At 65.6% G+C, this 18,776-nt stretch carries 18 protein-coding genes; 7 read left to right on the top strand and 11 right to left on the bottom strand.

The genetic code is table 11. From position 1 onward, the window contains the following. Positions 1–11: 11 nt before the first annotated feature. Genes pilW through ndk form a run of 3 tightly spaced genes read right to left on the bottom strand, consistent with a single transcriptional unit; the run spans position 12 to position 2,425 of the window. Positions 12–797 carry a type IV pilus biogenesis/stability protein PilW gene (gene pilW / locus KXV01_RS17520; protein WP_049413001.1) on the bottom strand — a complete coding sequence of 262 codons (786 nt, stop codon included), beginning with the start codon at positions 795–797 and terminating at the stop codon, positions 12–14. Next, positions 784–1,989, bottom strand: a complete 1,206-nt coding sequence (rlmN, locus tag KXV01_RS17515) for a 23S rRNA (adenine(2503)-C(2))-methyltransferase RlmN (RefSeq protein ID WP_005409296.1) — start codon at positions 1,987–1,989, stop codon at positions 784–786. The genes pilW and rlmN overlap by 14 nt, the downstream gene beginning before the upstream one ends. 10 nt (positions 1,990–1,999) lie before the next feature. After that, on the bottom strand, positions 2,000–2,425 hold the full coding sequence (gene ndk, locus KXV01_RS17510) for a nucleoside-diphosphate kinase (protein WP_005409295.1): 426 nt from the start codon (positions 2,423–2,425) through the stop codon (positions 2,000–2,002). A gap of 312 nt (positions 2,426–2,737) precedes the next feature. Between ndk and KXV01_RS17505 the strand changes: the two genes are divergently transcribed. The 3 genes from KXV01_RS17505 (at position 2,738) to KXV01_RS17495 (ending at position 7,081) form a co-directional block, all read left to right on the top strand. After that, complete coding sequence (locus tag KXV01_RS17505; protein ID WP_005416238.1) at positions 2,738–3,391, top strand: TetR family transcriptional regulator; 654 nt, start codon at positions 2,738–2,740, stop codon at positions 3,389–3,391. 39 nt (positions 3,392–3,430) lie between these two features. Beyond that, entirely contained in the window at positions 3,431–5,803 is a 2,373-nt protein-coding gene (locus KXV01_RS17500) for a 3-hydroxyacyl-CoA dehydrogenase/enoyl-CoA hydratase family protein (RefSeq protein ID WP_164284328.1), read from the top strand. Positions 5,804–5,872: 69 nt separating this feature from the next. Continuing rightward, entirely contained in the window at positions 5,873–7,081 is a 1,209-nt protein-coding gene (locus KXV01_RS17495; protein WP_005409292.1) for an acetyl-CoA C-acyltransferase, read from the top strand. A gap of 480 nt (positions 7,082–7,561) precedes the next feature. Here KXV01_RS17495 and galU read toward each other — a convergent pair whose 3' ends face one another. The 8 genes from galU to cmk form a co-directional block, all read right to left on the bottom strand. Then, on the bottom strand, positions 7,562–8,440 hold the full coding sequence (galU, locus tag KXV01_RS17490) for a UTP--glucose-1-phosphate uridylyltransferase GalU (RefSeq protein ID WP_032954121.1): 879 nt from the start codon (positions 8,438–8,440) through the stop codon (positions 7,562–7,564). Next, positions 8,437–10,350 (bottom strand): nucleoside-diphosphate sugar epimerase/dehydratase, encoded by a 1,914-nt coding sequence (locus tag KXV01_RS17485; protein WP_032954120.1) that lies wholly within the window; start codon positions 10,348–10,350, stop codon positions 8,437–8,439. The genes galU and KXV01_RS17485 overlap by 4 nt, the downstream gene beginning before the upstream one ends. Positions 10,351–10,353: 3 nt before the next feature. Beyond that, positions 10,354–11,343, bottom strand: a complete 990-nt coding sequence (locus KXV01_RS17480) for a glycosyltransferase family 4 protein (protein ID WP_049441267.1) — start codon at positions 11,341–11,343, stop codon at positions 10,354–10,356. A 3-nt stretch (positions 11,344–11,346) separates the two neighbouring features. Further along, on the bottom strand, positions 11,347–12,525 hold the full coding sequence (gene lapB, locus KXV01_RS17475; RefSeq protein ID WP_019661300.1) for a lipopolysaccharide assembly protein LapB: 1,179 nt from the start codon (positions 12,523–12,525) through the stop codon (positions 11,347–11,349). 6 nt (positions 12,526–12,531) lie between these two features. Then, on the bottom strand, positions 12,532–12,816 hold the full coding sequence (locus KXV01_RS17470) for a LapA family protein (RefSeq protein ID WP_049411484.1): 285 nt from the start codon (positions 12,814–12,816) through the stop codon (positions 12,532–12,534). A gap of 77 nt (positions 12,817–12,893) precedes the next feature. Next, on the bottom strand, positions 12,894–13,199 hold the full coding sequence (locus KXV01_RS17465; protein WP_005409286.1) for an integration host factor subunit beta: 306 nt from the start codon (positions 13,197–13,199) through the stop codon (positions 12,894–12,896). Between the two features lie 87 nt (positions 13,200–13,286). After that, complete coding sequence (gene rpsA / locus KXV01_RS17460) at positions 13,287–14,972, bottom strand: 30S ribosomal protein S1 (RefSeq protein WP_005416230.1); 1,686 nt, start codon at positions 14,970–14,972, stop codon at positions 13,287–13,289. 198 nt (positions 14,973–15,170) lie between these two features. After that, positions 15,171–15,848, bottom strand: a complete 678-nt coding sequence (gene cmk / locus KXV01_RS17455) for a (d)CMP kinase (RefSeq protein WP_049411481.1) — start codon at positions 15,846–15,848, stop codon at positions 15,171–15,173. A 197-nt stretch (positions 15,849–16,045) separates the two neighbouring features. On the opposite strand from cmk, the gene ykgO reads away from it, so the two are divergent. The 4 genes from ykgO to KXV01_RS17435 all read left to right on the top strand — a co-directional run bounded on the left by ykgO (position 16,046) and on the right by KXV01_RS17435 (position 18,772). Then, complete coding sequence (gene ykgO / locus KXV01_RS17450; protein ID WP_005409283.1) at positions 16,046–16,171, top strand: type B 50S ribosomal protein L36; 126 nt, start codon at positions 16,046–16,048, stop codon at positions 16,169–16,171. 145 nt (positions 16,172–16,316) lie between these two features. After that, positions 16,317–16,646, top strand: coding sequence for a hypothetical protein (locus tag KXV01_RS17445; RefSeq protein WP_049411478.1), 330 nt, complete (start codon positions 16,317–16,319; stop codon positions 16,644–16,646). Positions 16,647–16,685: 39 nt separating this feature from the next. Continuing rightward, positions 16,686–17,723, top strand: a complete 1,038-nt coding sequence (locus tag KXV01_RS17440; RefSeq protein ID WP_111097203.1) for an agmatine deiminase family protein — start codon at positions 16,686–16,688, stop codon at positions 17,721–17,723. A gap of 161 nt (positions 17,724–17,884) precedes the next feature. After that, positions 17,885–18,772: a carbon-nitrogen hydrolase gene (locus KXV01_RS17435; protein ID WP_263467971.1), complete on the top strand. Its 888-nt coding sequence runs from the start codon at positions 17,885–17,887 to the stop codon at positions 18,770–18,772. The last annotated feature ends 4 nt before the right edge of the window (positions 18,773–18,776 follow it).

Raw genomic sequence — 18,776 nt, 5'->3', positions numbered from 1 at the left:
CAACCCTGGAGTTAGGAGCCCGCTTCCTGCGGAAATTCCTGTCGAATCCGCTGCAGATAGCGATCAGATGCCGCCCGATCGCCCAGCCTCGCTTCGATTTGAGACGCAAGTTGTAACACGGAACGCGTTGCGGGTGCAGCCGCAATCCTACGTTCGGCGAAGGCCCGGGCCTCCATGTAGCGGCCCTGGCGGAAGCTCAGCTGGGCCATCGACTCCAGCGCAACCGGGTTGGCCGGCGCCGCGACGAGTGCCGCGCGCAGGTCGCGCTCGGCACGTTCGAGCTGCCCAGCGTCCAGCGCGCAGCTGCCGGCATTGGCCTGCGCTTCGCCCGGGGTGGCATAGCCCGGCGCCTGCAGCGCCCGGTCGAACCAGACCAGCGATTCGGCCGGCTGGCCCTGCTGGCATAACCAGGCACCGTAGTTGTTGAGCACGTCTCCGCGCTGCGGCGCCAGCTCGGCGGCCCTGCGGAAATGGTCGCCCGCCTGGCGGGTGCGGCCACGACGGCCATCGATGCCGGCCTGCAGCACCAGCGCATCGGGCGCCTCGGGCGCCAGCTTCAGCGCTTCGCGCACCTTGCGCTCGGCGGCGTCGAGATTGCCGACCTGCATGTCACGGGTCGCCAGGGTCAACAGGTCGCGCCAGCGCACTTCGCGCCGCACGCTTTCCGGGTCACCCACCGAATAGACCGGCGCCTGGCTCGGCCCGAGCTTGGCCTTGGGATGGGATTTGCAGCCGCCGACCGCAACGGCCAGCACGCCTGCGAACAGAACCAGCCAGAGGCGGTCAGGCCGCGGCATCGCTCCCCTTCCCTGCCTGCAGCGTCTTGTTGAACTCCGCCTGGCGGCGGGTGCGGTCCATCACCTGGCCCTTGAGCTGGCCACAGGCGGCATCGATGTCGTCGCCACGGGTGCGGCGGACCATGGTCAGCACGTTGCTGTCGAGCAGGATCTTCTGGAAGGCACGGATGTGCGCCTCTTCCGAACGCTCGTAGCGGGTGCCCGGGAATGGATTGAACGGGATCAGGTTGACCTTGCCCGAATCCTTGGCCTGCACCGCGTTGTCGAACTGGCGCATCAGGCGGGCCAGCTCGCGGGCATGCTCGGGCTTGTCGTTGATGCCCTTCATCAGGGTGTATTCGAAGGTGACCGACTCGCGGCGCTTGTTGGCGCGCAGGTAGCGTGCGCACGAGGCCATCAGCTCGGCGATCGGGTACTTCTTGTTGAGCGGCACCAGGGTCTCGCGCAGCGCGTCGTTCGGCGCATGCAGCGACACCGCCAGCGACACGTCGCTTTCGGCAGACAGGCGGTCGATCTGCGGCACCAGGCCAGAGGTCGACAGGGTCACGCGCTTGTTGGCCAGGCCGTAGCCCAGGTCGTCGCGCATCACGCTCATGGCGCGCACGACGTTGTCGAAATTCATCAGCGGCTCGCCCATGCCCATCATCACCACGTTGGTGAGGCGGCGCATCTGGTGCGGCACGTTGCCCAGGTGGCGTGCGGCAACCCACACCTGGCCGATGATCTCGGCGGTGGTCAGGTTGCGGTTGAAGCCCTGGGTGGCGGTGGAGCAGAACGTGCAGTTCAGGCCGCAACCGACCTGCGAGGACACGCACAGCGTGCCGCGGGTCTTGTCCGGGATGTACACGGTCTCGATGGCGTTCTTGCCATCCACGCCCATCGCCAGCAGCCACTTGTGGGTGCCGTCGGCGGAAGGCTTGTCGAACACGATGTTCGGAACCAGCACCTCGGCATGGGCCTGCAGCTTGGCGCGCAGGACCTTGCCGAGGTCGGTCATTTCATCGAAATCGGTGACGTAGCGATGGTGGATCCACTTCATCACCTGGTGGGCACGGAACTTCTTCTCGCCGAGAACCTCGACGAAGAACTTCTCCAGGCCCGCGCGATCGAGGTCGAGCAGGTTCTGCTTGCCAGCCGTGGGTGCCGACTTCGGCAGCGGCTGGATGGCGGGGGACTGTACGACCTCGTTCACGGCATTACTCTCAGCGCGAGACGACTTCGGTGGCGGCGAAGAAGTAGGCGATTTCAATCGCGGCATTCTCGACCGAGTCCGAGCCGTGGGCGGCGTTGGCATCGATGGATTCGGCGAAGTCGGCGCGGATGGTGCCCGGCGCGGCTTCCTTCGGGTTGGTGGCGCCCAGCAGATCGCGGTGGGCCAGGACGGCGTTCTCGCCTTCCAGGGCCTGGATCATCACCGGGCCGGAGATCATGAATTCGACCAGCGCGTTGAAGAACGGACGCTCGCGGTGCACGGCGTAGAAGCCTTCGGCTTCACGACGGGACAGCTGCTTGTACTTGGCGGCCACGACCTTCAGGCCGGCCTTCTCGAAGCGGGCGTAGATTTCGCCGATGACGTTCTTGGCAACGGCGTCCGGCTTGATGATCGAAAGGGTGCGCTCCAGCGCCATGGGATGTCTCCAATGGAATCGGGCCGCTGATGGCCCGAAGGGTAACATGAAAAAAACCCGCGTCGGGACGCGGGCTTAGCCTGATAAACGTAGGCGAATTGTAAAAGATAAAGCGGCGTCATGGTAGTGCCGGCCGCTGGCCGGCATCGGCCACCATTCAACCTCGGGCTGCCGGCCAGCGGCCGGCACCACCCCATTCACCCAGCTGAGCGGATTCTGACCGTCCGAGCCATTTTTGCTGCACTGCAAAATGCCATACGCTACCGTCTGGTCCTAGTATCAAACAATCGTTTGATTAAGGTCTGCCCGCCGATGGCCAAACCCGCCCACTTCTCGACCAAGGACCGGATCCTCGGCGCGGCCGAGGAGCTGTTCGCACAGCACGGCTTCGCCGGTACCTCGCTGCGCCAGGTGACCAGCCAGGCCGACGTCAACATCGCAGCGGTCAACTACCACTTCGGCTCCAAGGAAAACCTGGTCAACGAGGTGTTCCGCCGCCGCATGGACGAAATGACCGGCGCCCGCCTGTCGCAGCTCGAACGCGCCCGCGCCGAGCACCCTGGCGAACTGCGCCCGGTGCTGGCCGCCTTCGTCGAGCCGGCCCTGGCGCTGGCCCAGGACCGCCAGAACGGCGGCGCCTTCGTGCGCGTGATCGCCCGCGCCTACGCCGAGAAGAACGACAACCTGCGCAAGTTCCTGTCCGACCACTACGGCCACGTGCTGCGTGCGTTCGGCAAGGCCATCGGCGAATGCGTGCCGGACCTGAGCAAGGAGGAGCTGTACTGGCGCCTCGACTTCCTGGCCGGCTCGCTCACCTATGCGATGGCCGACTTCGGGCTGATCAAGCGTCCCGCCGGTGTCACCGAAGCGGCGCATCGTGCCCATGCCGCCCACGAACTGATCCATTTCGCCGAAGCCGGGTTCCGCGCCGCCGCACGCGCCAGCGCCCTGCCCGCTTCCGTTTGATTCCACCCAGTAACTGCTGACCAACAAAGGCCCTACACCATGTCCAATTCCCTGCTAGTCCGCCGCGCCGCCGTGCTGGGTGCCGGCGTCATGGGTGCCCAGATCGCCGCCCACCTCACCAACGCCGGCGTCGACACCGTGCTGTTCGACCTGCCTGCGAAGGAAGGTCCGGCCGACGGCATCGTGCTGAAGGCGATCGCCAATCTGGGCAAGCTGAGCCCCGCGCCGCTGGCCAGCAAGTCGCTGGCCGAAGCCATCACCCCGGCCAACTACGAGTCCGGCCTGGAGCAGCTGAAGGACTGCGACCTGATCATCGAGGCCATCGCCGAGCGCATGGACTGGAAGCAGGACCTGTACAAGAAGATCGCCCCGTTCGTGGCCGACCACGCGGTGCTGGCCTCCAACACCTCGGGCCTGGGCATCAACAAGCTGGCCGACGTGCTGCCCGAGCAGCTGCGCCACCGCTTCTGCGGCGTGCACTTCTTCAACCCGCCGCGCTACATGCACCTGGCCGAGCTGATCCCGGCCACCACCACCGACGCCGCCGTGCTGGAAGGCCTGGAAGCATTCCTGGTCACCACCCTGGGCAAGGGCGTGGTGTATGCCAAGGACACCCCGAACTTCATCGGCAACCGCATCGGCGTGTTCTCGATCCTGTCCACCATCCACCACACCCAGCAGTTCGGCCTGGGCTTCGATGAAGTGGACGGCCTGACCGGCCCGCTGGTCGGCCGCCCGAAGTCGGCCACCTACCGCACCTCCGACGTGGTCGGTCTGGACACCATGGCCCACGTCATCAAGACCATGGGCGATACCCTGCCGAATGACCCGTGGCATGAATTCTTCAAGTCGCCGAAGTGGCTGGACGCGCTGATTGCCAAGGGCGCGCTGGGCCAGAAGACCGGCGCCGGCATCTTCCGCAAGGTCGGCAAGGACATCGTCGTCCTGGACCTGGAGAAGCAGGACTACCGCCCGGCCGACCGCACCGCCGCCCCGGAAGTGGTCGAGATCCTGAAGATCAAGAACCCGGCCGAGAAGTTCGCCAAGCTGCGCGAGAGCCAGCACCCGCAGGCACAGTTCCTGTGGGCGACCTTCCGCGACCTGTTCCACTACAGCGCCTACCACCTGGCCGATATCGCCGAGACCGCACGCGACGTCGACCTGGCGATCCGCTGGGGTTACGGCTGGTCGCTGGGCCCGTTCGAGACCTGGCAGGCTGCCGGCTGGAAGCAGGTGGCGCAGTGGATCGCCGATGACATCGTGGCCGGCAAGAGCATGAGCAGCGCCCCGCTGCCGGATTGGGTGTTCGATGGCCGCGACGGTGTGCACGCCGCCGAAGGCAGCTACAGCCCGTCGCGCAACGCCAAGCTGCCGCGTTCGTCGCTGCCGGTGTACCAGCGCCAGCGCTTCCCGGATCCGCTGCTGGGCGAGCAGTTCGCGCCGGGCGAAACCGTGTTCGAGAACGACGGCCTGCGCATGTGGCACGACGGTGATGGCATCGCCGTGGTCAGCTTCAAGACCAAGATGAACACCGTGTCCGACCAGGTGCTGGATGGCCTGCAGGAATGCGTCAGCCGCGCCGAGAAGGACTTCCAGGGCCTAGTGATCTGGCAGCAGAAGGAACCCTTCTCCGCCGGTGCCGACCTGGCCGGCGCGCTGGGCCTGCTGCAGGCCGGCAAGGTCGACCAGTTCGAGGAAATGGTGGCCAACTTCCAGCGCACCAGCCAGCGCATCAAGTACTCGCTGGTGCCGGTGGTGGCCGCCGTGCGTGGCCTGGCGCTGGGTGGCGGCTGCGAATTCCAGATGCACAGCGCCAAGACCGTGGCCTTCCTGGAAAGCTACATCGGCCTGGTCGAGGCCGGCGTCGGCCTGCTGCCGGCCGGTGGCGGCCTGAAGGAGCTGGCCGTGCGCGCCTCGCGGGCCGCCGGTCCGGGTGGCGACGTGTTCGCCGAACTGAAGAAGACCTTCGAGACCGTGGCGATGGCCAAGGTGTCCAACTCGGCGGTCAACGCCAAGGAGCTGGGCCTGCTGCGCAGCACCGACAAGGTGGTGTTCAACAGCTACGAGGCCCTGCACATCGCCAAGGCCGAAGCACGCGCCCTGGCCGAAGCCGGCTACCGCCCGCCGCTGCCGGCACGCCGCATCCAGGTCGCCGGTGACGTGGGCATCGCCACCTTCAAGATGATGCTGGTCAACATGCTGGAAGGCCGCTTCATCAGCCCGTACGACTACGAGATCGCCGAGCGCATCGCCACCGTGCTGTGTGGTGGCAAGGTCGACCGCGGCACCCTGGTCGACGAAGAGTGGCTGCTGACCCTGGAGCGCAAGCACTTCGTCGAACTGGCCCAGCAGGAAAAGACCCAGGCCCGCATCGCGCACATGCTCAAGACCGGCAAGCCGCTGCGGAACTGACGGAAGACATCGGTAGTGCCGGCCGCTGGCCGGCAACCTCTTCCAACCCCTATTCAAGAGATCATTGCAATGACCAAGCAAATCCAGGACGCCTACATCGTCGCCGCCACCCGTACCCCGGTTGGCAAGGCGCCCAAGGGCATGTTCCGCAACACCCGCCCCGACGACATGCTTGCGCACGTGCTGCGCAGCGTCGTCGCCCAGGCCCCGGGTGTGGACGTCAACCGCATCGATGACGCCATCATCGGCTGCGCCATGCCGGAAGCCGAGCAGGGCATGAACGTGGCCCGCATCGGCGTGCTGCTGGCCGGCCTGCCGAACACCATCGCCGCGCAGACCGTGAACCGCTTCTGCTCCTCCGGCCTGCAGGCCGTGGCGCAGGCCGCCGATGCGATCCGCCTGGGCAACGCCGACCTGATGCTGGCCGGCGGTACCGAGTCGATGTCGATGGTGCCGATGATGGGCAACAAGATCGCGATGGCACCGAGCGTGTTCGACAACGACCACGTCGCCATCGCCTACGGCATGGGCATCACCGCCGAAAAGGTCGCCGAAGAGTGGAAGGTCTCGCGCGAAGACCAGGACGCCTTCGCCCTGGCCTCGCACCAGAAGGCCATGGCCGCGATCCAGAACGGTGAGTTCAAGGACGAGATCAGCCCGTACGAGATCGTCTCGCACCTGCCGGACCTGGCCGATGGCCAGCGCATCATTACCCGCAACAAGATCGCCGACACCGATGAAGGCCCGCGCCCGGATTCCTCGGCCGAAGGCCTGGCCAAGCTGCGCCCGGTGTTCCGCAACGGCCAGTTCGGCGGCACCGTCACCGCTGGCAACTCCTCGCAGATGAGCGACGGCGCCGGTGCCGTGCTGCTGGCCTCGGAGCAGGCGATCAAGGACTACGGCTTGACCCCGCTGGCCCGTTTCGTCAGCTTCTCGGTGGCCGGCGTGCGCCCGGAAGTGATGGGCATCGGCCCGATCGCCGCGATCCCGAAGGCACTGAAGCAGGCCGGCCTGACCCAGGACCAGCTGGACTGGATCGAGCTCAACGAAGCCTTCGCCGCGCAGTCGCTGGCGGTGATCCGCGACTGCGGCCTGGACCCGAGCAAGGTCAACCCGCTGGGCGGCGCGATCGCCCTGGGCCATCCGCTGGGCGCGACCGGCGCGATCCGTACCGCGACTCTGCTGCACGGCCTGCGTCGTCGCCAGCAGAAGTACGGCATGGTGACGATGTGCATCGGCACCGGCATGGGCGCAGCGGGTATTTTCGAGGCGCTGTAAGGTTCAAAGCGTTGCCTCGTTGGGCTTCATGGCGTGGGCCGGGTTGGCACGGCTGCCCGGGACACGCCGTGAACCCATCCATGGGGGCTCGATGGCGCCATCCATGGCGCCAACGGTCCCGGGCAGCCCTGCCAACCCGGCCCTTCCAGCCCCCCCCCCGCGGCGGAAGGTTGAGCAAAGGCAGGGTCAAAGGCCGGGGTCAGAGCCCTTTGCTTCGCAAAGGGATCTGACCCCAACCCACGAAAAAAGGCAGCCAGTGGCTGCCTTTTTTGCTTTTGCTTCTGCCCTTGATTCCGCCCTTCCCGTCCGCGCCCGCAGGAAACCTAACAGGCGGGACGGGTGGGCCGTTGCAGGACCGTTGGCGCCATGGATGGCGCCATCGAGCCCCCATGGACGGGTTTACGGCGTGTCCTGCAACGGCCCACCCGTCCCGCCCATCACGTATCAATCAAAGCGCTGACGGAGCGCTTGATAAACCCCTTATTCCGCCAGCATCGCCGCCAGCTTCTCCCGCGCCGGGCCGGCCAGCTTCGGGTTGTCCAGCGCGAAGCGGATCGTCGCCTCCACCAGCCCCAGGTGCGTACCGCAGTCGAAGCGGGTGCCCTCGAAACGATAGGCATCGACTTCTTCGGTCTTCAACAGCTCGGCAATCGCATCGGTCAGCTGGATCTCGCCGCCGGCACCGGTCTGGGTCTGTTCCAGCAGTTCGAAGATCTTCGGGCTCAGCACGTAGCGACCGACCACCGCCAGGTCGCTCGGCGCGTCCTCCGGCTTCGGCTTCTCGACGATCTGCGAAATGCGGCCCTTGCGGCCATCGAACGCCTCAGTGGCGACGATGCCGTAGCTGGCGGTCTTTTCGTGCGGCACGTCTTCGACCGCGATCACGCTGGCACCGCTGGCCTCATTGAGGTCGGCCATCTGCTTCAGCGCACCGGCACCGCGGTTCCAGATCAGATCGTCGGGCAGCAGCACCGCGAACGGCTCGTCACCGATCACAGCCTTGGCACACAGCACTGCGTGCCCCAGGCCCAGCGCCTCGGCCTGGGTCACGAAGATCGCGCGCACGCCATTGGGCAGCACATGCCGGATCAGCTCCAGCTGCTCCTGCTTGCCGGCGCGCTCGAGCTTCTGCTCCAGCTCGTAGGCCTTGTCGAAATAATCGGCGACGGCGTGCTTGTAGCGGTTGGTGATGAACACCAGCGTGTCGCAGCCGGCTTCGATGGCTTCATCCACGGCGTACTGGATCAGCGGCCGATCAATGATCGGCAGCATCTCCTTCGGCACAGTCTTGGTTGCTGGCAAAAAACGCGTTCCCAGTCCTGCCACCGGGAAAACTGCCTTGCGAATTCGCTTGCTCATTGGTGCCTGTTCGCCTCACGTGCCGGAAAGGGCACGACTTTAGCGGATGAAATGTAAGCATCCTGTTCGATTGGCGAGAATTCCGGCATCGTCGCAAACAGGATTTCCTGGATGCTGGCAGTGTCGTAGCTGGCAATCGCCTCACGCAGGCGCGGAACATTGCCCAGCACCAGGTCGCGCGAGAACGTACGCACGCCGGCCTCGAGAATCTTCGGGTGCGCGGTCGAACGGTAGTCTTCGTCCGAATAGAACAGGGTCTCGTGCAGCTTCTCGCCCGGGCGCAGGCCGGTATAGATGATCTGGATGTCCTTGTACGGCTGCTTGCCGGTCAGGCGGATCATCTGTTCGGCCAGCACGCGGATCGGCACCGGCTCGCCCATGTCCAGAGTGTAGATCGCACCATGCGACGCCGACGCGGCCGCCTGCAGGATCAGCTGGCAGGCCTCGGGGATGGTCATGAAGTAACGGCTGACTTCCGGGTCCGTGACCGTGACCGGACCACCGCGCAGGATCTGCTCGCGGAACAGCGGCACCACGCTGCCGGCCGACGCCAGCACGTTGCCGAAGCGCACCGTGACGAAACGGGTGTGCGTGGACTTCTGGTCCAGGCTCTGGCAGATCATCTCGGCGTAGCGCTTGCTCGCACCCAGCGCATTGACCGGATCGACCGCCTTGTCCGTGGAAATGAACACGAAATGCTCCACGCGGGCTTCCAGGCACGCGCGGGCGACGTTCTCGGTCGCCAGGATGTTGTTGCGCACCGCTTCGCGCAGCTGGCGCTCCAGCACCGGCACATGCTTGTAGGCGGCGGCATGGAAGGCGGTATCGACCGGGTGCAGCGACAGCGCGTGGCGGATCACGGCCGGGTCGCCACAGTCGCCCAACACCGCCTCGATCTCGACATCGGGGAAGCTGCGCCGCAGCTCGCCTTCGATGGTCAGCAACAGCAGTTCACTGATCTCCAGCAGGATGATGCGACCGGCACCGTGCCGCGCGCACTGGCGGCACAGCTCCGAGCCGATCGAACCACCGGCGCCGGTAACCATCACGGTGCGCCCACCCAACCAGCCACGGATCAGGTTCCAGTCCGGCATGATCGGCTTGCGGCCCAGCAGGTCTTCGATCGCCACTTCCTTCAGCTGGCCTGGCAGCGACTGGCCCTGCAGGATGTCGCTGAGCTTGGGCACGGTACGGAACGGAACGCCGGTGCTTTCGCAGATCGCGACAACGCGCTGCATGCCTGCGGCATCCAGCGACGGCATGGCAATGACCAGCAGCTTGGCAGCGGTCTCGCGGACCACCGTCGGGGCGTCATCCAGGGTGCCGAGGATCGGCAGGCCCTGCAGCTTGGCACCCCGCAGGTGCGGTGCATCGTCGAGCAGGCCGACCGGCTCGAAGTTGCCGGAACGACGCAGGTCGCGCACCAGTGTTTCCGCCGCCTGGCCGGCGCCGAGGATCAGCACGCGGCGGGCGCTGGAATCGGACTGCAGTGCCTGGTAGTCCTTCCAGGCCCGGTACAGCAGGCGCGGTGCGCCCAACAGTGCCGACAGCGCGAACGGGTAGATCACCAGCACCGACATCGGCACGCCGTCGAAGCGCTTCCACATCAGCACCAGGACGATGGCGACCATGCCGATGAAGCTGGCCTTGAAGATGTTCAGCAGGTCGCTGACGCTGGCGAACCGCCACAGCCCGCGATACAGGCCCACGCGCCAGAACACCAGGCCCTGCAGCAGCAGGACCAGGGTGGTATCGACGTTCCACAGGGGCAACGCCGGAGCGTTGGGCAGGATCGAGTAACGCCCTGCATGGAGCAACTGCCAGCATGCCCAGACCATGAAGAGGTCGTGGCAGACGATGGCCGAACGCGGCATCAGGCCGAGGATTCTGTCCCGCCAGGGTGAAGCCATAAGTCAGGTATTTCCTTGTCGGTAGCGCATTCCATTGCGCAGGAGGAGCCAGAGGACGCTCAGCGCGGTGAACCACGCGATCGCCACGGCAGCCTCCCACCTCGGCTGCAGATTGGAGCAGACATTGAACACTGTAATACTGAACAGGCCCAAAGCAAAGTACATCCCTGTCACCTGGGGGTGACTGGCTCCTGCCTGCACCGCGCGCTGGTAGACGTGCTGGGTATGGGGTTCCATCCAGCGTTGTCCCGAAATGATGCGCGCCAGCAGTGTGAAGCCTGCGTCCACGAGGAACGGCGAAACCGGGACCAGCAGCAGGATCCAGTTGATATCGGTACGCACGCTGGCGAGCGCCAGCACCGCTGCGACCGCATACCCCAACGCGCCGCTTCCGACATCGCCCATGAAGATCCGGGCCCGCGGGAAGTTGAACGGCAGGAATCCCAGGCAGGCCAGGCCCAGCGCCACGGCAGCCAGCGAGTACGGCCACGGCAGCACCGGCGCCAGCCCCAGCATCGCTACGACGGCCTGGCTGGCGGCGATGCCGTTGATGCCGTCCATGAAATTCCAGATGTTGATCAGCGAGGCAGTGAACAGCAGCACCAGCGTGGCCAACAGCCAGCTTCCGCCGTTCACCTTGACCAGGCCGGCCAGCAGCGCCGCAGCGATGAAGTGCACCAGCAGGCGACGCATCGCCGGCAGGGGCTTGTGGTCGTCCCACCAGCCGATGCCGGCCACCAGCACCAGCCCAAGGCTGGCCACCAGCAAGCTGGGAGTCGCTTCGGGCCAGGCCCACATGGCCACGCCAGCAGTCACCAGCAGGCTGATGACGATGGCGATGCCGCCACCGCGCGGGGTGGCGACGCTATGGCTGCGGCGTTCGCCCGGCTGGTCCATCAACTGCTGGCGCAGCGCATAGCCGCGTGCAGCCCAGGTCAGCAGCGCGCTCAGCAGGGCGAGCGCCAGCAGCGCGCCCATCACAAGCCAGGGCATGGATCAGAGCACCGCGTAGTTCAGCAGCGGCTTGACCGTTCCCCACTCCTTGCAGCTCGGGCACTGCCAGTGGTGGGTACGTGCCCCGAAGCCGCAGCGGGTGCAGCGATAGGCCGGGTTGCGCACCAGCAGCTGGTCGGTGATGTGCTTGAGGTCATGCAGGGTGGCGGTGGAATCGGCGCCCTCGGCGAGGGTGAGGTCGATCAGCGCGGACTCGCCACGCACCGACGGGCGATCCTTCAGCTGGCGGCCGAGGTAGGCACGCGCCGGGGCCACGCCCTCCTGTTCTTCCATCAGCCGGGTCAGCGCCAGCACCGGGGCAATGCCACGGTAATGCTCGGTCATCTCCGACAGGAACGCGCGCGCACCTGCCAGATCGCCCACCTTGCGATAGTTCTGCATCAACGCCGGCAGCAGTTCCGGCAGGTATTCGGGATCGTTGCGCGCGGCGCGCTCGAAGGCGCGCACGGCGGCCTCAGGATTGCCCGCGTCGGTTTCCAACCGGCCCTCGATGATGCCGGCGCGCACCGACATCGCATCGGCCTGGTAGGCGCGGGCGATCGCTGCCCTCGCCTCTTCCAGCTTGCCGGCGCCACGGAATCGCTCGGCCAGTTCGCACTCGAACTGCCCGATCAGCTTGCCCATCGGCTCGCCGGTGACATCCTCGAACCGGGTGGCGTTGTCGATGGCCTTTTCCCAATCGCGCTCGGCCTGGTAGATGCCGATCAGGTGCTTGAGCGCCTGCGGTGCGCGCTGATCCAGCTGGGCCAGCTCGGTGAACACGGTCTCGGCACGGTCCAGCAGGCCGGACTTCATGTAGTCCTCGCCCAGGGCCAGCAGGGCCTGCACGCGTTGTGCGTCACTCAGGTCATGGCGATTGACCAGGCCCTGGTGCAGGCGGATGGCGCGGTCGACTTCGCCACGACGGCGGAACAGATGGCCCAGCGCGACCTGGGTCTCGAAGGTTTCCTTGTCCAGCTCGGCGATGTGCAGGAACAGCTCGATGGCCTTGTCCGGCTGCTCGTTGAGCAGGTAGTTCAGGCCCCGGAAGTAGGTGCTGGACAGGCGGCTGACCTGGTTGTCACCGTGGCGTTGGCCACCACGCCGCCCGATCACCCACCCGGCCAGTGCGGCCAGCGGTACGAACAGGAAGAACCAGAACCACTCGGTGACGAAATCCATCTTCGATCAACGTCCATCAAAAGATTGGGGGGAAGCAACCGGTGCCGGCGAAGCGACAGCAGACTTGTTGGCGCGACGCAGCTGGCCGTAGAGCGGAATGACCACGCTCACCAGCACCAGGCCAGCACCGACGATGACACCGATCAGCAATGCGGCAATGATTGCCACGCCGACCGAGGTCTTCAGTTGGGTGAAAACAAGGTTGATGGTCATCTCGTCCATGTTCATGGCACCGATGATCAACCCGAGAATGAGTACCGCCAGCAGGACCAGCAGACGAAAAACCTTCATGCGACAGCTCCAGTGGCAGGAGTCCGTAGCTTATCCGACTCGCGGCTGGATTCGCACGCGGTGGCGCGACGGCAGGCTCAGGCCGGATCGGCGTCCAGCGGCAGCACACTGCTGACCCGCTCGCGCAGTTCCTTGCCCGGCTTGAAATGGGGGACATGCTTGCCCGGCAGGGCAACCGATTCGCCGGTCTTCGGGTTGCGACCCAGGCGCGGCGGACGATAGTGCAGCGAGAAGCTGCCAAATCCACGGATTTCGATGCGATCCCCGGCGGACAGCGATCCGCCCATCATTTCCAGCAACGACTTCACCGCCAGATCGACATCATCGGCCTTCAGGTGCGCCTGGCGGCGCGCAAGGATTTCGATCAGTTCGGATTTGGTCATTACCGGCTCACATCAGGGGCATCTCAGCCTGAAACGGCCCGGGCAATGCCCGGGCCGTCCAGGAAACAACGAACAGCCTAAGGCCGATTACTCGGACTTGTTGCCGTTCAGCTGTGCACGCAGCAGCGCGCCCAGCTGGGTGGTGCCGCTGGAAGCCGAAGAGGACTGGTATTCCTCCAGCACTTCGCGCATTTCAGCGTCGTCCTTGGCCTTGATCGACAGCTGCAGGGTACGGCCCTTGCGGTCCATGCCCACGAACTTGGCTTCGACCTTGTCGCCGACCTTCAGGTGCTGGGTGGCGTCGTCAACGCGCTCGTTGGCGATGTCACGGGCCGAGACGTAACCTTCGATGCCGTCAGCCAGCTCGATGATCGCGCCCTTGGCGTCGACTTCCTTCACCACGCCTTCGACCTTGGAGCCCTTCGGATTGGCAGCCATGTACTGGCCGAACGGATCCTGCTCCAGCTGCTTCACGCCCAGGGAGATGCGCTCGCGCTCCGGATCGACGGCCAGGACGACGGCGTCCAGGGTATCGCCCTTCTTGAAGTTGCGAACGACGTCTTCGCCGGTGGTGTTCCAGCTGATGTCGGACAGGTGGACCAGGCCGTCGATGCCGCCGTCCAGGCCGATGAAGATGCCGAAGTCGGTGATCGACTTGATCTGGCCCGACACCTTGTCACCCTTCTTGTGGGTGGCAGCGAAGGTTTCCCACGGATTGGCGGCAACCTGCTTCATGCCCAGCGAGATGCGGCGACGCTCTTCATCGACGTCCAGCACCATCACTTCGACTTCATCACCCACCTGGACAACCTTGGACGGGTTGACGTTCTTGTTGGTCCAATCCATCTCGGAGACGTGCACCAGGCCTTCGACGCCCGGCTCGATCTCAACGAACGCACCGTAATCGGTGACGTTGGAGACCTTGCCGAAGACGCGGCTGTTGGCCGGGTAACGACGGCCGATGTTGTCCCACGGATCCTCGCCCAGCTGCTTCAGGCCCAGCGAAACGCGGTTGCGCTCGCGGTCGAACTTCAGCACGCGGACGTCCAGCTCGTCGCCGACGTTCACGACTTCCGACGGGTGACGCACGCGCTTCCACGCCATGTCGGTGATGTGCAGCAGGCCGTCGATACCACCCAGGTCCACGAACGCGCCGTAATCGGTCAGGTTCTTGACGACACCCTTCAGGATCGCGCCTTCCTGCAGCTTGTCCATCAGCTGCTCGCGCTCTTCCGAGTGCTCGCTTTCGACGACAGCGCGGCGCGAGACCACGACGTTGTTACGCTTGCGGTCCAGCTTGATGAGCTTGAACTCGAGTTCCTTGCCCTCCAGGTAGGCCGGATCGCGCACCGGGCGCACATCGACCAGGGAACCCGGCAGGAAGGCGCGGACATCCTTGATGTCCACGGTGAAACCACCCTTGACCTTGCCGCTGATGCGGCCGGTGATGGTTTCGTTCTTTTCCAACGCTTCTTCCAGCTCGTCCCACACCATCGCGCGCTTGGCCTTCTCGCGCGACAGGACGGTTTCGCCGAAGCCGTTCTCGATCGAGTCGAGGGCGACCTTGACGATGTCGCCTTCGGCGACGTCGATTTCGCCAGCGTCGTTACGGAACTGTTCGATCGGCACGATGCCTTCGGACTTCAGGCCAGCGTTGATCACCACGACGTCGCCGCGGACTTCAACAACGGTACCGCTGACGATGGCGCCCGGCTTCAGCTTGGCCAGGTTGGCCTGGCTGGCTTCAAACAGTTCGGCAAATGATTCGGTCATTAGATTTACTCTGTTGGACACATGGGTCGGTGGCGTCCCCTTCAGGGGAATGGCGACCGCCCGCCTGTTGGTCGACCCCGGAAACGCAGGTCGTGTGTAGTAGGAAAACCGCCACGCATCATTGCGCGACGGAGCTGGTACAGCACTGCTTTGCGCGACCACTGCCGATGCGGCTGGCAGTGCTCCCGCGCGAACGGATCAGGCAGCCGGAACCGGAAGCAGATCCATCACTCGGGCAACGACATCATCGATGCCGATGCCTGTGGTGTCGATGAGGACAGCATCGTCTGCCGGCTTCAGGGGCGCCACGGTACGCTGAGCATCACGGGCGTCGCGGGCCATGATCTCGCGCAGGAGGTCATCAAAGTTAACAGAAACCCCCTTGTCTTTCAACTGCTTATGCCGGCGCTCGGCGCGCTCCTCGGCACTGGCGGTCAGGAAGACCTTGTAGGGAGCGTCCGGAAAGATCACCGTGCCCATGTCGCGGCCGTCGGCGACCAGGCCCGGCAGCTCCCTGAATGCGCGCTGGCGCTCCTTCAGGGCGGCCCGGACCTCCGGGATGGCGGCAATGGCCGAGGCCAGCGCCCCGGTGGTCTCCAGGCGCAGCTCGTCGGTGGCATCGGTGCCGTTGACCATGACCCGCATGGCATCGCCCTGCTCGACAAACTGGACGTGGGTGTCGAAGGTGCAGCGCACCAGCGCCGAGGCGTCGGAGGTATCGATGTCGGCCCAGCTTGCGGCCACGCCCACCGCCCGGTACAGCGCGCCCGAATCCAGGTAATGCCAGCCCATCCTGCGCGCGATGATGCGGCTGATGGTACCCTTGCCGGCCCCGGATGGGCCGTCGATGGTCAGGACGGGAGCGAGTGGATTCATGGGGGTCCCAGAGCGTGTGAAGAGGCCATTCTAGCCCCTGCCAGACGCCCCCAGCGGGATCTTTTGTGCAACCACTTGAAACCACGAGGAAAAGCCCGGTAGAATGGCGGGCTTGAACGAGCGTCAACTGCCGATTGTCTTTCGCATATCGCGGCCACGCTCCACCCGAACAACTACTGTTTACGCCGAGGTATGCCATGAAAGTCCTGTCCTCCCTGAAGTCGGCGAAGGCCCGTCACCGTGACTGCAAGGTCGTGCGTCGTCGTGGCAAGATCTTCGTCATCTGCAAGTCGAACCCGCGTTTCAAGGCGCGTCAGCGCTAAGCCTCACAGCCTTCCGGCTGCGGCTGGCCCTACGCGGGGCCGACCCGATGCAAGAAACCGCCTTCGGGCGGTTTTTTGTTTATGCGGCTTTTTCCTGCCGTTTTTGCTGTAATCGCCTTTCTTGACCACTGGGGAGTAGATCGAGATGAAGCGTTACCTGTCCGCCCTGGCCGTAATGGCCGCCCTGGCCGCCGCCACACCGGCACTGGCCGATACCCTGCTTGTCGACCGTGCCCGCGAGAAGCCGGCCGGTGCCCTGCCCGTGCGCGGCCAGAGCATGCAGCAGGTGCAGGCGCAGTTCGGCGCGCCCAGCGAACAACTGCAGCCGCGTGGCGGGCAGAAGCGGCAGTGGCCGACCATCAACCGCTGGGTGTACCCGCAGTTCACCGTCTACTTCGAGAAGCAGAAGGTGATCGACGTGGTGGCCAACCAGGCGGACCCGAACGAAATCGGCCCGAAACCACCGATCCGTTGATCCCTTTACCCGCCCTGGGCGGGCCTGTGTAGCGAGACCATGAACCAGACCCTTCGTTTTCCTGCCGAGTGGGAAGCCCAGAGCGGCGTCCTGATTGCCTGGCCTACCGCCGACACCGACTGGGCCGACCGCCTGGGCCAGGTGGAAGAGACCTACATCGCCCTGGTCGCGGCCATCACCCGCTTCCAGCCGGTGCTGATCTGCGTGGCCGACGACGATGTGGAGACCTATGCCGAAATGCGGCTGCGCTCCAACCGCATCGACATGGACAAGGTCCACTTCACCACGGCCGCCTACGACGATACCTGGCTGCGCGACTCCGGCCCGATCACCCTGCGCCGCGCCGACGGCGGTTTCCAGCTGCTGGACTTCCGCTTCACTGGCTGGGGCGGCAAGTTCGACGCGACCCTGGATGACCAGCTGGTGGGCGTGCTCGACCAGGCTGGCGTGTTCAACGACGCCCCGGTGCGCAGCATTCCGTTCGCGCTGGAAGGCGGTGGCATCGAGACCGACGGCGAAGGCACCCTGCTGACCACCTGGAAGTGCCTGCACGAACGCCACCCGGACCGCGACCGCGCGAGCCTGAGCGCCGACCTGGCCGACTGGCTGCAGCAGGACCGCGTGCTGTGGCTGGACCACGGGTATCTGGAAGGCGACGACACCGACGCCCACATCGACACCCTGGCCCGCTTCGCTTCGCCTGACAGCATCGTCTACCAGGCCTGCGACGACGAGAGCGACTCGCACTACGCCGAACTGCAGGCGATGGGCAACGAGCTGGCCGCGCTGCGCACCAAGGACGGCAAGCCGTACCGCCTGTTCCCGCTGCCGTGGGCACAGCCGGTGATCGACGAAGGCCGCCGTCTTGCGGCGTCGTACGCCAACTACCTGATCGTCAACGGCGCGGTGCTGATGCCCGCTTATGGCGATCCGGCCGACGACCTGGCCCGTGATGTGCTGGCCCAGGCGCACCCGGGTCGCGAGATCGTGCAGGTGCCCTGCCGCTCGCTGATCTGGCAGAACGGTAGCCTGCACTGCATCACCATGCAGCTGCCGGAAGGGCTGTTGAAGGCATGACGGTAGTGCCGGCCGCTGGCCGGCAACCCTGCACTGCCTGATGGATCCACGGGATTGCCGGCCAGCGGCCGGCACTACCGATCGCACCCATTCAGCGCGCGACACGCCGCCGCCGCCCATCCGCGCTAACATGCAGGTTTTCCCCCGCAGGAACGCCCCGCATGAACTCGCGCAGCCCCCTTACCGTCGCCCTGATCCAGGAGCGCAACCACGGTGATGCCGCCGCCAACCTGGCGGTGATCGAAGCACGCGTGGCCGAGGCGGCTGCGCAGGGTGCCAAGCTGGTGCTGCTGCAGGAACTGCACAACGGCCCGTACTTCTGCCAGCACGAATCGGTGGACGAGTTCGACCTGGCCGAACCCATTCCGGGCCCGAGCACCGAGCGCCTGGGCGCATTGGCCAAGAAGCATGGCGTGGTGCTGGTCGGCTCGCTGTTCGAGCGCCGCGCTGCCGGCCTGTACCACAACACCGCGGTGGTGTTTGAAAAGGACGGCACCCTGCTCGGCAAGTACCGCAAGATGCACATCCCGGACGACCCGGGCTTCTACGAGAAGTTCTACTTCACCCCGGGCGACATCGGCTTCACGCCGATCGACACTTCGGTGGGCCGCCTGGGCGTGCTGGTGTGCTGGGACCAGTGGTACCCGGAAGCGGCGCGGCTGATGGCGCTGGCCGGTGCCGAGCTGCTGCTGTACCCGACCGCGATCGGCTGGGACCCGGACGACGTGCAGGACGAGAAGACCCGCCAGCGCGACGCCTGGGTGCTGAGCCACCGCGGCCACGCCGTGGCCAACGGCCTGCCGGTGCTGAGCTGCAACCGCGTCGGCCACGAAGCCTCGCCGCTGGGCGCGTCGGGCATCCAGTTCTGGGGCAACAGCCACGTGCTCGGCCCGCAGGGCGAGTTCCTGGCCGAGGCCGGCACCGATGCCACCGTGCTGCTGTGCGATGTCGATCTGCAGCGCAGCGAGCATGTGCGCCGCATCTGGCCGTTCCTGCGTGATCGCCGCATCGATGCCTACGGCGGCCTGCTCAAGCGCTACATCGACTGAGCCG

Origin of the sequence: Stenotrophomonas sp. Ps181 (genome assembly GCF_025697425.1) — a bacterium.
Lineage (GTDB): Bacteria > Pseudomonadota > Gammaproteobacteria > Xanthomonadales > Xanthomonadaceae > Stenotrophomonas > Stenotrophomonas sepilia.
Note: the sequence above shows the minus strand (reverse complement) of the source record. Positions and strands in the feature narration are given on the sequence as shown.